This window comes from Paractinoplanes ferrugineus (assembly GCF_016862195.1).
In the GTDB taxonomy this organism is placed as follows: domain Bacteria; phylum Actinomycetota; class Actinomycetes; order Mycobacteriales; family Micromonosporaceae; genus Actinoplanes; species Actinoplanes ferrugineus.
In genome coordinates this window covers 199,030-211,482 of record NZ_BOMM01000022.1, presented here as the reverse complement: position 1 = coordinate 211,482, position 12,453 = coordinate 199,030, and the positions used below count along the sequence as shown (strand labels likewise).

Below are 12,453 nucleotides of genomic sequence, written 5' to 3'. Positions count from 1 at the left end.
CCATTGACTCCTCGTTCTCCGCAGCGGTTCACGTCCCGTTGGGCGGCGGGACGAGAGCACCCGTGGGGGGCGCCCCGTGCTTCTTTGTCCGGGCAGTGACCCATCCCCCGGTCCCTACCCATCCCCCATCTACGTGCGTGGGGCCGGTTCGGATGAACGAGCGGGACCGAATTTGTCGGCTAGTTTGCAGCGGGCTGCTAGAGAAAGCCGTGAGCTGGGTCTATACCGGCACGAAACGACCGGGTGAGCAAAAAATAAAGGTGCACCGGCGAGTGACCCGGCGCACCGGGTGAACCTTTCACGGCTCCTCTGCGAACCACAGAGTGTGCGGACGGCTCCACCAGCCGTGCTCGCGTGCTTAAGGAGATGATCAACATGCGACACCTGGCAGCACGGGCAACCACCGCGCTGGCTCTGGTCGCCGCGTCATTGGCCTGGGCGTCGCCGGCTTCGGCGGCCCCCGGATTCGCGGTGGACATCGGCCAGTCGCCGGCCACGTTCACCATCGGCAAGTCCGCATCGACTCTCACCGCGATCGCCTCGACCGAGCGCCAGCAGCGTCGCTGCATCAAGGTGCGATGGTCGTTGACGGTACGCACGGACGGCGTCAGCCTCGACCAGATCCGGGTCAACCGGATCGAGGACGACAAGTCGTTCCGCGTCCGCGCCGACGCGAACGGTGACGAGGCCCGGGTCACCGACGTCGAGCTCGACCCCGGCCAGCTGTGCCGCGACCAGACCGTGACGGGCCGCTGGGACATCTCGTTCACCGGCCCCGACAACGGGGAGGTGACTTTCCAGGCCCGCGCGCTCGACGCGACCGGCCGCGAGTTGGCGACGTCGTCGCTGAACAGCCGGGTGCTCACCCCCGTGGCGGCGAAGCCGACGAGCCCGAGCCCGTCCCCGAAGCCGACCGGGACGGCGACCGACGACGGCGAGGACGAGCCGGTGGCCGACCCGACTACGCCGGTCGGGCGACGCACGTCGGCGGCCGCCCTGAACCCGGCCTCCGGCACCCCGAGCGTGCTGGGCCCCGGCCTGATCATCGGCGCGGTCCTGGTGTTCCTGGGCGTCGCGCTGCTCATGCGGATCCGATCGCGCAACCGCAAGGCCGACCCGGCTTGGCAGACCGACACGCAGACCCTTCCCACCGGCTTCTACTCGATGCCGAGAAGGAAGCAGTAGAGCACGGCCCGGCCATATTGGTTAAGACTGTTTACCAGTCGTGGGCGGGCCGCTAGGTTCGGTCCATGCGGCGTACGTCCATCCCCACCGCCACCGGCCTCGTCGCCACGGGTTGCCTGGCCGCCCTGCTCGCGACCGCCTGCGGCACCCGGCCACCGGCCTCGACGAGCGCGACGCCGGCTCCGATGGCCCCGACAGCGCCGGGCCGGACGACCCCGGGCCCGGCCACCGGGCCCGGCGCGTCCACTGCCGACACCCTGGGGCCCGGCCGGCGGCACAACGAGGCCGACATCGAGTTCGCCCGCCAGCTGATCCCCCACCACCGGACGGGCATCGCACTGGCCGGGGCCGCCGCCGCGACCGCCCCGAAGGTGCGCACCCTGGCCGAGGCGATCATCGTGACCCAGCAGGACGAGGTCGTGCGAATGACCGACTGGCTGAAGGTCTGGGGTGCGGCGCCGCCCGGCCCGGCCGCCGCGGCCACCCCGACGGGAGATCCGGTGCGGACACTCGCCGGCCATCAGGACGAGGCCGTCAAGATCGCTCAGGCGGAACAGGCGAATGGTACGAACCCGGCCGCCCTCGCTTTCGCCGAGCAGCTGATCGAGTCCCGGACCGCGCAGGTCACCGAGCTGACGAAGGACATCGGATAACTCCGCGCACCCGTGCGGTTGCGTGCGGCTCCGGTTAGGAATAGAACTTCATGCATGCATTCGGGGGAGATCGCGCGGGCATGGTTTGAGATGTGCCGGATGGGAGATGTGGGCCTTTTCCGGGAGATAGCAACTGACGATTTCATGTGCCACGGACCGGGCGGGACCGGCGATCGGGACACCTTCCTCGACTGGCTGCATTGGTACCCGCGCGCGTTCGCCGAACAGCGACCCACCCTCGAGGACGTGATCGACTGCGGTGACCGGGTGGTGGTGCGTTACTCGGTGCGGTCGACCTATCGGGGCGGCTACCTCGATTTGCCCGGCCATGGCCAGGACGTCGAGGAGACCGGCATCATCATCTTCCGGCTGGCCGGCGGCAAGGTGGCCGAGACCTGGCTCGAGGGCAACGATCTCGAGGTGGCTCAGCAACTGGGCGGCCGGGTGCACGCCCCGGAGCACTGACGAGCCGGGCCGGGGCGCACCGGCCTACTTCGGCCGGTCGGCTGCCGAGAGCCAACCGGTCAGCAGCGGCAGCACCACCTCGGCCCGCATGGCGGACATGTGGTCGGCGCCGGGGATCACCTCCACCCGCCAGCCGCGGGCCTCCAGTTCGGCCCGGCCGGCGATCAGCGGACCGGCCATGTCGATGACGGCGTCGCCCCACTTCGGGCCGTAGACGATGGTGTCCTTCTCGCCGGCGAAGGCCAGCCTCGGGAAGGGCGGCAGCGTCACGGCGGTGTCGTCGAAGTGCTCGAGGGACTCGTAGAGCGACAGGTATTGCCGGGTCTGGTCGGGGCTCAGCGTCAGGTCGGCGCTGTCCCAGTCGCCGGGGACCGGGTCGCCGCGCCGCGCCGGCGGCTCGACGGCCAGCTCGTAGGTGGCCCGGGTGACCCGCAGCATCGGCCGATAGGGGCCGCCCAGGGGCGGGAAGCCGCCCATCGCGAGCGCGGTCAGCCGGTCGGTGCGGGTGGCCAGCTGCAACCCGGCGAGCCCGAACCAGGAATATCCGTAATAGGCGAAGGTCTCGGCCGAGCCGGCATCCGCGATCGCCAGCAGGTCGGCGCACAGCGTCTCGGCGGTCAGGGTGCCGGGCTTCGGGTGGGCGGCGAGGTGGCCCTCGTAATCGGCGGCGATCACCCGGAAACCCGCCTCGGCCAGGCCGGTCGCCAGGCGGTGGCCCAGGGCCGGGTCGGCACCCCAGGCCCGGATCTCGTCGGCGGCCGGGCCCTCGACCACCCGGATGCTGGTCGGAAGCAGCACGTCGGGTCCGGTGCCGAGCACTGTCACTTCGATCGGCTTGTCGTCGTGCGTTCGCGCGGTAGGCATGCAAAACACTATACGGTGTAAGGACTATGGCTGACGCATCCGAACACGTACGCCGCCTGTGGCGTCATCGGGGCACCACCGTGCCCGCCCCGCGGCGCGGGCCCCGCCAGCAGCTCGATCTCGACGAGATCCTCGACGTCGCCGCCGGTCTCGCCGACGCGGCGGGTCTGGCCGCCGTCTCCACCCGCGCGGTCGCCGCCCGGTTCGACAAGACGGCCATGGCGCTCTATCCCTATGTCGGCACCAAGGAGCAGTTCCTGGCGCTCCTGCAGGATCACGTCAGCCCCCTGCCGAGCTGGCCCGACCCGGCCACGAGCGCGGCCGACGACCTGGTCGCGTGGGCCCTCGCGTTCTTCCGGCTGCACCTGGCCCACCCCTGGCTGACCGAGCTGTCGTGGGCCCGGTCCGGTCCGGGCCCGAACGAGCGGGACTGGATGGAACGCCTTCTCGGCATCCTCGACCGATGGGCGGTCCCGCCCGCGCGGCGGACGCCGGCCGTCACCATGCTCTACGCCACGGTCCGGGCCTGCGCCGAGACCGCGGCCGGTTACGCCCGCCTCGACCGCGACGGCGCGGCCGCCTGGCTGGACCGGGCCGCGGCGACCCGCGAACTGATCCCCGACCTGAGTGAGCGCTATCCGCGGACGGCCGGCCTGGCGCCGATCACCCCGCAGTGGCGGGACGCGCCCCGGGCCGGACTCGTCGCCGCGACGGAACTGCTCGCCGGCGCGATGAGCCCGCCTCAGAGCTCGTGAAGCGGTTCCGTCGCGCCGGCTGCCGCGACACCGCGCAGCGCCAGCAGGCCGCCGACGCCGGGGACCACGGCGAGCAACCGGGGCTTGCGACCGCGAGTGGCGGCGAACGCCGAGCCGATCACCAGGAGGTAGGCGCAGCCGTGCACCGGGCCGAGCAGGGTGGCGACCGCCGGCAGGTGCACGGTGGCGAGGTTGGCGAGCAGCAGGATCAGCGAGACGAGCTCGACCCGGGCGGCGATTCTCAGCAGGCGCACGGTCAGGCTCCCGTCGTCGAGCCGGGCCGGACGATCATCAGGACCACGACGATCGCCCAGAGCAGGTTGAAGACGCCGGCGAGCAGGCCGAGGCGGGCCGGTTCGGCGGGCTCGCCGCCCAGGGCCCGCTTCTGCGCCGGGAGGACGGCCAGACCCAGCAGCCCGGCGGCGACGACGGTCAGCGCTGTCGAGACGATCAGCCAGACGTCGGTGAGCACGCCCAGCGAACTGGCGGTGGCCAGGCCGAACACCGGAACGGCCAGGCCCAGCGCGGCGTAGACCCGGCAGATGCGGTGCAGGGTGCGCATCTGATCGAGGTCGGCGCGGCGCAGCGCGGCCGGGAACATGCTGGCCGCCACGGCGACCGGGCCGATGGCCAGGATCGCGGCCAGCACATGGAGGGAGAGCAGGACTTTTGTCACGATCAACGACCGTATGAGCCTTCTCCGCGACCCGACAGTGGCCGGAATGACACAGGTCAACGGATTCTCGCCACTAGGGTGGACGGATGCATCGTGTCGTCGTGCTCGCGCTCGACGGGGTCATCCCGTTCGATCTGGCTACGCCGATCGAGGTCTTCAGCCGGGTCCGGCTGGGCGACGGTTCAGCGCCCTATGACGTACGGGTGTGTGCACCGTCGCCGTCGATCCACGCCGGGCTGTTCACCATCCAGGTGGAGCACGGCCTGTCCCGGCTCGCCGAGGCGGACACGATCATGGTACCGGGGTGCACGGCTCCGGTCGTACCGCAGGAAGTGATCGAGGCGTTGCGGGCCGCCGCCGCTCGCGGCACCCGGCTCGCCACCATCTGCGCCGGCGCGTTCGTCCTCGCCGCGACCGGTCTGCTGGACGGCCGGCGAGCGACCACGCACTGGGCCGGGGCGGCCTTGTTCGCGGAGATGTTCCCGCGGGTGGAGCTCGATCCCGGCGTGCTCTACGTGGACGACGGGCAGATCCTCACGTCGGCCGGCGCGGCGGCGGGCCTCGACCTCTGCCTGCACCTGATCCGGCGGGATCTCGGGTCGGCGGTGGCCGCCGACGCCGCGCGGCTGTCGGTCATGCCGCTCGAGCGCGAGGGCGGCCAGGCCCAGTTCATCGTGCCGGCACAGCCGCCGGTGCCGCGCGGCTCGACCATGGAGCCGCTGCTGCGCTGGCTGGACGACAACGCCGGCCGCGACCTGACGCTCGACGAGATCGCCGCCCACGCCCGGATCAGCACCCGCACGCTCAACCGGCGGTTCCGCGAACACACCGGCACCACTCCCCTGCAGTGGCTGCACCGGGCGCGCGTCCGCCGCGCCCAGTTCCTGCTCGAGACGACGGCGCAGTCGGTGGACCGGATCGGCGGGACGGTCGGTTTCGGGTCGCCGACCGCCTTCCGTGACCGGTTCAAGCGGATCGTCGGGACCAGCCCGCACCGCTACCGGTCGTCGTTCGCCCGGAAGACGTCGAGCACGAACCATTCGTCCTCGTGATGCACCACGTGCTCGCCGAGTCGGTCCCGCAGCTGGTCGTGCACGTTGAAACCGTCGTAGTTACCGGGGTTCTGCCGGTCGCGGAAGTGCACCGACACCAGGTCGCCGCCCGGCTCGAGCCGGTCCACGAGGCCCGCCACCAGCTCGTCGAAGTCCGCCGCCGACAGGTAGTAGAACAGGTCGCCCACGACGATCAGGTCGAACGTGCCGGCCGGCATCTCGGCGGGCAGGTTCGCCACCTCGACCCGGACGTTCGCCAGATCGCTGACATTTCGGGCAGCTGTCTCCACCGCTTCGGGCACACTGTCGACCGCGAGCACCTCGTCGCACCGGTGTGCCAGCAACCGGGTCAGCAGGCCCACCGAGGCGCCCGGCTCGTAGCAGCGGCGGTAGCGCTCGCGCGGCAGGCTGGCCACCGTGACCGCGTATTTGCGCTGGTCATGCCACTTGGTGGCGAGATCCCAGGGATCCTGTTTGGCGAGGTACAGCCCGGTGAAGTAGTCGAGTGAAACCGTCGACTCCGGCGGCTGCGCGTCTCCCGATGCTCGTGTCACGGTCAGACATTCTGCCCGACGACTGGGATGTGACCCACGACACCGGTGATTCGAGAGATCATGGCGGGGTGAGCGGTCGCACCTTCGGGATCCTGTCGCCCTTCGTGGGGGGCGACTACTACGGGGCGATCATCGAGGGTGTGCACGCGGCGGCGGCCCGCGGCGGCGACCGGATCATGGCGATCCAGACGCTCGACCCCGGTGCGCACAGCGCCGACCGGGCCGGCGTGCCCGACTTCCGGCACCCGATCGCCTGGCAGCACCTGGCCGGGCTGGTCGTGCTGCCGGGCGCGGTCGACACCGCCTATGCCGTCCAGGCCCGCGAGGCCGGGCTGCGGGTCGTCTTCGTCGCCCAGGACGCCACCGGCGCCGGCTGCTCGTCGGTGCTCGCCGACAACCGCAGCGGCGTCCGCGAAGCCGTCGCCCACCTCATCTCGCACGGCCATGCCGAGATCGCGTTCGCGGGCTACCTCGCCCACTTCGACATCCGGGAGAGGTACGAGGGTTACCGGGCGGAGATGCTGGCGCACGGTCTGGACCCGGCACTGCTCTACGACTCCGAGGACAACCACGAGAGCGGCGGCGAGGTGGTCGCGGAGAAGCTGCTCAAGGACGGGATGCCGGCGACCGCCATCGTGCTCGGCACCGACCGCAACGCGATCGGGCTGATCGACCGGCTCGGCCCCGACACCGCCCTCGCCGTGGTCGGCTTCGACGACATCGCCGACGCGGCCTACCTGCGGCCGAGCCTGTCGACCGTGCGGCAGCCGCTGGACGAGGTCGGCTCGGTGGTCTACCAACTCCTGTGCGACGACGCCGAGGCCCGGGTCCGGCACGTCCGGACCTTCTTCGTCAAGCGCGACTCCTGCGGCTGCCGGGGACACGGCCTGCCCGTCTCCGAACCCCAGGCCCGCAACCTGTTCGCCCAGGTGCAATACCTGCAGAGCACCCTCAACATCCAGTACGAACTGGGCATCGAGCTGCTCGGCACGCATGACAGCGACCCCCGCGCGCTCGGCTGGCTCGGGCTGACCCCGGCCGTCGCCGGCTGCCTCGGCCTGTGGACCCAGGAGACCCACGACCGCCTGCACGTGGTCGGCGAGTTCCGGTCCGGCTGCCCGATCGGCCAGGTCGTCGACGCCGAGTGCTTCCCGCCGCCGGAACTGTTCGACATCGCCGACGGGACAGCCGGTGAGGTGGTGTTCCTGGCGCCGGTGCGCAGCCGCGAAGCCGACTGGGGCGTGCTGGCCGCGGTCGGGCCGATCCAGTCGACCACCCCGCCCGGCCGCGAGATGATGAACCACTCGGGGGCGTTGCTGGCCGCCGCCCTCGACTACGAGGTGACCATGGCCGCCCTCCGCGACAAGGAGGAGAGCCTGCGCAACGCCGCCCTGCACGACCACCTGACCGGGCTGCCCAACCGGGTGCTGCTCGAGGACCGGATGGCGCAGGCCGGCAAGCGGGCCGCCCGCAACGCCGATTACCGCTACGCGATCCTGCTGCTCGACCTGGACGGTTTCAAGGCGGTCAACGACACGCTCGGGCATGCGGCCGGCGACCAGTTGCTCATCGAGGTCGCGCGCCGGCTCACCGAGCTGCTGCGGGTGTCCGACACGGTGGCCCGGCTCGGCGGCGACGAGTTCGTGGTGCTGCTCGACAGGCTGCCCGCCTCGGAGGCGCACAAGGCGGTGTGCGCCTCCATCGCGTCGGCGGTCAGCGCTCCCTATTTCATCGACGGCCGGCGCGTCGACGTCGGCTGCAGCCTCGGCGTGGCCCTGTCCGGGGACGGCGAGTCCGACCCGGACCACCTGTTGCGCGAGGCCGACGCGGCGATGTACAGGGCCAAGTCGGCGGGCAAGCGCACTACTTCTCGCTGAGGTCCTTGAGCGCGAGCGCGTCGATCACGTTCTTGTTCGCGTTCCACTTCTGCAGCGTGTTGCCGTCGCACTTGGCCACGTAGATCTTGCTGATGCTGTTGACGGTCTGATAGAGGTCGGGCGGCGACGCGTTCGGGGCACGCGGCTGCAGGCAGTAGCCGGCGCTGTCGACATATATGTAGCTGGTCGCGTACTGGTCGGTCCGGCCGTAGATGGTCCACTGCTGGTTGGCCTGGCCGTCCACGCACAGCTTGGTGGTGACGTAACTGCCGACGCTTGTCGCGAGCGGACTCTGCAGGCAGTACCACGGCGCGGCCAGGGTCGTACTCGTCTTGATCACGGTTTTGATCTTGTTGTCCGGCTGGCCGCCCTTGCCCGCCGGAAGCGACTTCTCCGGCATGTACCGCTGGTTCCAGGACACCTTGTTCGGGTTCGGGTTCTGCTTGCACGGCCAGGCGATCATGTTGGTCGCGTTGATGTTCTTGCCGGTGTCGTCGAGGCAGCGACCGAACTGGGCGTAGTTGATCAGCTGGCCGAGCGCCCGGTTGGTGTCCGAGGAGGCCGCGCCGGCACCGACGTTCGCGTCCGCCGAGAACGTCTGCACGTTGTCGTAACTCTTGTTGCAGTTGCTCTGCAGGTAGATCTGCGCGCCCGGGGTGGCGGCCGCGGTCACGTTGAAGCAGAACGAGTCGATGTCCGAGCCGTCCGGCTTGCTGCCCATCAGGTTGGCGCTGTCGTTGAAGCTCCACGCCTGCGAGAAACTGTTCGCCCCGGCCGGGGTCTTGCACAACGCCATGTAGACGTAGCCGTTGGCGGCGTGCGGGATGGCCGAGTCCAGGCAGAGACCGTCGACGTGGTCCGGGTTCTGCGACGACACCAGCTGGATCTGCAGCAGCGACGTGTACGCCCACGACTGCGACACCTTGCCCGCGCTGCACGGTTGCATCGTCACCTTGTAGCCCGCGGGCGGGTTGCCGGAGCCCGCGTCGACACACAGGTCGGTCACCGAGCTGTTGGCGGCCCGGTAGATGTGGATCAGGCCGCCGGAGATGTTGGCGTTCGACGTGTGCACGATGTAGGTGCCGGTCAGGGTCCGCGACTGGGTCTGCCCGACGATGTTGCCGGTCGAGGTGAACAGGGCGAACGCCGGTACCTTGGCCGGGGCCTGCAGGCCGGTGCAGGTCACCTTCTTGGCCGTCAGGTCGGCGTCGCTCATGTCCTGCGGGTCGGTCTGGTAGTAGGCGATCGTCACCGCGTACCGCATGGTCTGGGCCGCGTCGACGAAACCGGTGAGCGGACCGCACGGCAGCATGCCGTTGAAGCCGGCGTAGTCACCGTCGTCGTCCATCACCGTGCCCGGCTTGACCGCGCCGCGCACCTGCGCCCGGGCCACCTCCAGCCCGGCCTGGGCGGCGTGCAGGTCCAGTCCGCGCCGGATGCCGTAGCTGGACGCCCGCACCGCCGAGATGACCATGGTGGCCATCGTCGCGCTGAGCGTCATACCGACGAGCGTGAGCAGCAGCGCCATCGGCAGCGAGCCACGGTCGTCCACCGGCTTGATCCGCATCATCACGTGACCTTCCTGCCCTCGATGCAGGTTGACGCGTTGTCCGAGGCGGTGGCGTTCAGCGCGGCGAACGTGACGACGGTCTGCCGGCTGGTGCCGGTGCCGCCGCCCCCGGAGGTGGAGGTGAAGTTCAGGGTCAGCCGCTGGAAGCGGTAGCCGGTCAGGTTCTGCTTGTCGAGGGCGTACACGGTGAACGGCGTGGTCGCGGTGACGTTGCTGGCCAGCACGCCCCACGTGGACGGCGCCAGCGGGGTGACGCTCTGCGCCCACGTACGCCGCTGCAACAGCCCGCCCGAGGTGTTCAGCCGCAGCTCGACGCAGGTGTCGACGTTGTTGATCTGGATGAGGTACTCGACGTAGAAGTCACTGCCGACGGTGGCCGGGGTGCTGACGCTCTTGGCGTAGCGGATCTCCCGGTCGAGTGTGCCGAACGCCTGGTTGAGCTGGCTCTGCGCGGTGTAGTCGCTGTCGGTCTTGTTGAGCGACCGGTAGACCTGCAGGATGCCGCCGGTGAACATGGCGCCGACCGCGGCCATCAGGGTCATCGCCACGATCAGCTCGACGAGCGACACACCCTCGTCGCCGGGCGGGGGCCGGAACCTCACGGCGTCACCGTCCACGCGCCGCTCGTGGCGGCGGTGACCCCGGCCGAGTCGGTGACGGTGAACGTCACCGCGGCCACGCCGGCCAGACCGGTCGGCGTGCCGGAGACGATGCCGGTGGCGGGGTCCAGGGTCACGCCGTCCGGCAGACCGGTGGCGGCCCACGACACGTAGGGTGCGATGCCGCCGGTCGCGACGAGCTGGATCGGGGTGATCGCCTTGCCGGACTTGATCGGTTTGAGCGCCGGGGCGGTGAGCGCCAGCGGCGGAACCGTCCAGGTGAACGTCTGCGCCGCGGTCAGGCCGTACTTGTCGGTCAAGGTCAGGGTGACCGGGGTGGTGCCGGTCGTCGTCGGCGTGCCGGTGACGATGCCGGTGGCCGGGTCCAGCGCCAGCCCGGCCGGCAGGGCGCCGGCCGAGAAGGACCACGGCTGGGTCCCGTCACTGGCGTAACTCGCGAACACCTGGTTGACGGCCACCCCACCGGGAGTGGAGATCGCCCCCGGGTTGGTGAGCGCCGGCGCCTTGTTGATCGTCCAGGTGAACGTGACGTTGTCCTTCTGGCCGAGGGAGTCGACCACGGTCACGACGGGCGTGTTGACCGGCGGGCCGGCCTTGGTCGGCACCCCGGTCACCACCCCGTTGGCGGCCATCGTGAGGCCGGTCGGCAGGCCGGTCGCGCTCCACTTCAGCGGGTCGGTGCCACCGGTCGCCTTGAACACGTAGGACATCGCCAGGTTCACGTCGTTCGCCAGGTTGCCCGGCGGGCCGATCTGCGGGAGCGAGGTGTTGAAGACCGGCTCCTCGGTCTTCTGCCCGATCAGGGTGTGCGTGAGGTAGCCGCAGATGTTCGCGTCGCAGAGCCGATCCGGCCAGGTCACCGCCACGATCACGCGGTACATCGGGATGTCGGTGCTGCCCGGGGTGCCGGTGCTGCTGGTGCAGCCGGCGTTCTGGCCGGCCGTGTCCGAGGTGTCCGACACCCGGTAGCACAACTCCACGAACCAGTACTGCAGGTAGGTGTTCCCGTTGATCGTCACCGCGGTCGGCTTGGTCGGCAGCACCGCGGTCGCCCCGGACCCGGCCGCCGCGTTCGTGTCGTACGGGACGACGGCCGCGTTCCACGCCCCGTTGCTCCAGAGCACGTCCGCGATCCCGGGCACGTACGTCGTCTTCTCGAAATCTTCCCGGAGGTAGGACCCCGGCCGGATGAGCGCGTTGCTCCGCTCGTTCATCGAGCTCTGCATGTCGCGGCCCGTCAGCATCGCGCTGACCTGCAGCGCCCGCGCCTGTTCCATGGCGCCCTCGGCGACCTGGATCGCCGTCTGCTTGTTGCCCTGCTGCTGGGTGACCCGCAACGTCACCACGAAGAACGACGACAACGAGAGCATCACCATGCTCACGATCGCGATCGAGACCAGCACCTCGAGCAGGGTGAAGCCGTCGTCCCCGGTCCTTCTTGCGGGCACGACGCGTCTCCCTTCGCTCCGGCGCGGAACTGTCGTGGGCCTTATCGGCAATTCCGCCCGGATTTTTACTTTTTACTCGGCGGGCCGCCAGATCTCCGCCCGCCACGAGCCGAACGGCGCCGAGGCGTCGTTGCGCTGCACCACCGGGTACATGCTGGAAACCGCCTGCCAGGACGGCTGCGCCCGGGGTCGCGGGGCGGCCAGGGCGCGTACCAGAATCGCCAGCATGTCGGTCAGGGCCTGATGCAGCTGCGGGTCGGTGACCTCGCCGCCGGAAAGCGCGCCCGGACTCACCGGGATGCGCAGGCACGCGGGGGCCAGCAGCTTCGCGTTCGCGTGCGCCAGCACCGTCTCCAGTTGCTCGCGGGCGCCCTCGTCCTGTCCCGGCGTGGCCACCGACAGCCACGCCACCGGCGTCCCGCTCAGCTCACCGCCGTCCACCAGCCAGTCCAGCAGATTCTTCAAGCTGCCCGGCAGGTAACCGGCGAACTCCGGGGTGCAGAAGAGCACGGCGTCGGCCGCCGTGACCTGTAGGCGCAGGAAGGCCACCGGGTCCGGCGGGGTGTACTCGCCCGGGACGAACGCCGGCAGGCCGGCCAAGCCGTCGTAGAGCGACGCGCTGATCTCCGGCGGGGCGAACCGGGCGGCCGTCCGCAAGGCCGAGGTGTGCAGGGAATCGGCCCGGGGATGCCCGGAGATCAGCAGGATGCGCGTCATAGCACGCGACCTTAACG

Annotated in this window: 14 protein-coding genes; 6 read left to right on the top strand and 8 right to left on the bottom strand. The window is 70.4% G+C overall.

Annotated elements, in window-relative coordinates:
* Window positions 1–375: 375 nt before the first annotated feature.
* The 3 genes from Afe05nite_RS14615 to Afe05nite_RS14605 all read left to right on the top strand — a co-directional run bounded on the left by Afe05nite_RS14615 (window position 376) and on the right by Afe05nite_RS14605 (window position 2,303).
* On the top strand, window positions 376–1,185 hold the full coding sequence (locus Afe05nite_RS14615) for a hypothetical protein (RefSeq protein ID WP_203817612.1): 810 nt from the start codon (window positions 376–378) through the stop codon (window positions 1,183–1,185).
* A gap of 65 nt (window positions 1,186–1,250) precedes the next feature.
* On the top strand, window positions 1,251–1,838 hold the full coding sequence (locus Afe05nite_RS14610) for a DUF305 domain-containing protein (protein WP_203817611.1): 588 nt from the start codon (window positions 1,251–1,253) through the stop codon (window positions 1,836–1,838).
* A 54-nt stretch (window positions 1,839–1,892) separates the two neighbouring features.
* Window positions 1,893–2,303: an ester cyclase gene (locus Afe05nite_RS14605; RefSeq protein ID WP_275407471.1), complete on the top strand. Its 411-nt coding sequence runs from the start codon at window positions 1,893–1,895 to the stop codon at window positions 2,301–2,303.
* 24 nt (window positions 2,304–2,327) lie between these two features.
* Here Afe05nite_RS14605 and Afe05nite_RS14600 read toward each other — a convergent pair whose 3' ends face one another.
* Entirely contained in the window at window positions 2,328–3,167 is an 840-nt protein-coding gene (locus tag Afe05nite_RS14600) for an alpha/beta fold hydrolase (RefSeq protein ID WP_203817609.1), read from the bottom strand.
* Window positions 3,168–3,193: 26 nt separating this feature from the next.
* Between Afe05nite_RS14600 and Afe05nite_RS14595 the strand changes: the two genes are divergently transcribed.
* Window positions 3,194–3,922, top strand: a complete 729-nt coding sequence (locus tag Afe05nite_RS14595) for a TetR/AcrR family transcriptional regulator C-terminal domain-containing protein (RefSeq protein ID WP_203817608.1) — start codon at window positions 3,194–3,196, stop codon at window positions 3,920–3,922.
* Here the strand turns inward: Afe05nite_RS14595 and Afe05nite_RS14590 are convergent.
* Complete coding sequence (locus Afe05nite_RS14590; RefSeq protein WP_438868142.1) at window positions 3,910–4,176, bottom strand: DUF3817 domain-containing protein; 267 nt, start codon at window positions 4,174–4,176, stop codon at window positions 3,910–3,912. The genes Afe05nite_RS14595 and Afe05nite_RS14590 overlap by 13 nt on opposite strands.
* 2 nt (window positions 4,177–4,178) lie before the next feature.
* Window positions 4,179–4,598 carry a hypothetical protein gene (locus Afe05nite_RS14585; protein ID WP_203817607.1) on the bottom strand — a complete coding sequence of 140 codons (420 nt, stop codon included), beginning with the start codon at window positions 4,596–4,598 and terminating at the stop codon, window positions 4,179–4,181.
* Window positions 4,599–4,684: 86 nt separating this feature from the next.
* On the opposite strand from Afe05nite_RS14585, the gene Afe05nite_RS14580 reads away from it, so the two are divergent.
* A complete protein-coding gene (locus Afe05nite_RS14580; protein WP_203817606.1) occupies window positions 4,685–5,650 on the top strand; it encodes a GlxA family transcriptional regulator in 966 nt (321 codons plus the stop codon).
* On the opposite strand, the gene Afe05nite_RS14575 is transcribed toward Afe05nite_RS14580, so the two are convergent.
* Window positions 5,596–6,204 carry a class I SAM-dependent methyltransferase gene (locus Afe05nite_RS14575; protein ID WP_203817605.1) on the bottom strand — a complete coding sequence of 203 codons (609 nt, stop codon included), beginning with the start codon at window positions 6,202–6,204 and terminating at the stop codon, window positions 5,596–5,598. The genes Afe05nite_RS14580 and Afe05nite_RS14575 overlap by 55 nt on opposite strands.
* 68 nt (window positions 6,205–6,272) lie before the next feature.
* On the opposite strand from Afe05nite_RS14575, the gene Afe05nite_RS14570 reads away from it, so the two are divergent.
* Window positions 6,273–8,081 (top strand): substrate-binding and GGDEF domain-containing protein, encoded by a 1,809-nt coding sequence (locus tag Afe05nite_RS14570; protein WP_203817604.1) that lies wholly within the window; start codon window positions 6,273–6,275, stop codon window positions 8,079–8,081.
* On the opposite strand, the gene Afe05nite_RS14565 is transcribed toward Afe05nite_RS14570, so the two are convergent.
* The 4 genes from Afe05nite_RS14565 to Afe05nite_RS14550 form a co-directional block, all read right to left on the bottom strand.
* Window positions 8,068–9,651, bottom strand: a complete 1,584-nt coding sequence (locus Afe05nite_RS14565) for a ricin-type beta-trefoil lectin domain protein (protein WP_203817603.1) — start codon at window positions 9,649–9,651, stop codon at window positions 8,068–8,070. The genes Afe05nite_RS14570 and Afe05nite_RS14565 overlap by 14 nt on opposite strands.
* Window positions 9,651–10,253, bottom strand: coding sequence for a PulJ/GspJ family protein (locus Afe05nite_RS14560; protein WP_203817602.1), 603 nt, complete (start codon window positions 10,251–10,253; stop codon window positions 9,651–9,653). The genes Afe05nite_RS14565 and Afe05nite_RS14560 overlap by 1 nt, the downstream gene beginning before the upstream one ends.
* Window positions 10,250–11,719 carry a putative Ig domain-containing protein gene (locus Afe05nite_RS14555; RefSeq protein WP_203817601.1) on the bottom strand — a complete coding sequence of 490 codons (1,470 nt, stop codon included), beginning with the start codon at window positions 11,717–11,719 and terminating at the stop codon, window positions 10,250–10,252. Before Afe05nite_RS14555 ends, Afe05nite_RS14560 begins: the two co-directional genes overlap by 4 nt.
* A gap of 72 nt (window positions 11,720–11,791) precedes the next feature.
* On the bottom strand, window positions 11,792–12,436 hold the full coding sequence (locus tag Afe05nite_RS14550; protein ID WP_203817600.1) for an NADPH-dependent FMN reductase: 645 nt from the start codon (window positions 12,434–12,436) through the stop codon (window positions 11,792–11,794).
* Window positions 12,437–12,453: the final 17 nt, after the last annotated feature.

Coding starts and splice junctions, on each gene's coding strand:
- Afe05nite_RS14615 (WP_203817612.1), top strand. CDS start 376: ATGCGACACCTGGCAGCACGGGCAACCACCGCGCTGGCTCTGGTCGCC.
- Afe05nite_RS14605 (WP_275407471.1), top strand. CDS start 1,893: ATGCATTCGGGGGAGATCGCGCGGGCATGGTTTGAGATGTGCCGGATG.
- Afe05nite_RS14600 (WP_203817609.1), bottom strand. CDS start 3,167: ATGCCTACCGCGCGAACGCACGACGACAAGCCGATCGAAGTGACAGTG.
- Afe05nite_RS14610 (WP_203817611.1), top strand. CDS start 1,251: ATGCGGCGTACGTCCATCCCCACCGCCACCGGCCTCGTCGCCACGGGT.
- Afe05nite_RS14565 (WP_203817603.1), bottom strand. CDS start 9,651: ATGATGCGGATCAAGCCGGTGGACGACCGTGGCTCGCTGCCGATGGCG.
- Afe05nite_RS14550 (WP_203817600.1), bottom strand. CDS start 12,436: ATGACGCGCATCCTGCTGATCTCCGGGCATCCCCGGGCCGATTCCCTG.
- Afe05nite_RS14580 (WP_203817606.1), top strand. CDS start 4,685: ATGCATCGTGTCGTCGTGCTCGCGCTCGACGGGGTCATCCCGTTCGAT.
- Afe05nite_RS14595 (WP_203817608.1), top strand. CDS start 3,194: ATGGCTGACGCATCCGAACACGTACGCCGCCTGTGGCGTCATCGGGGC.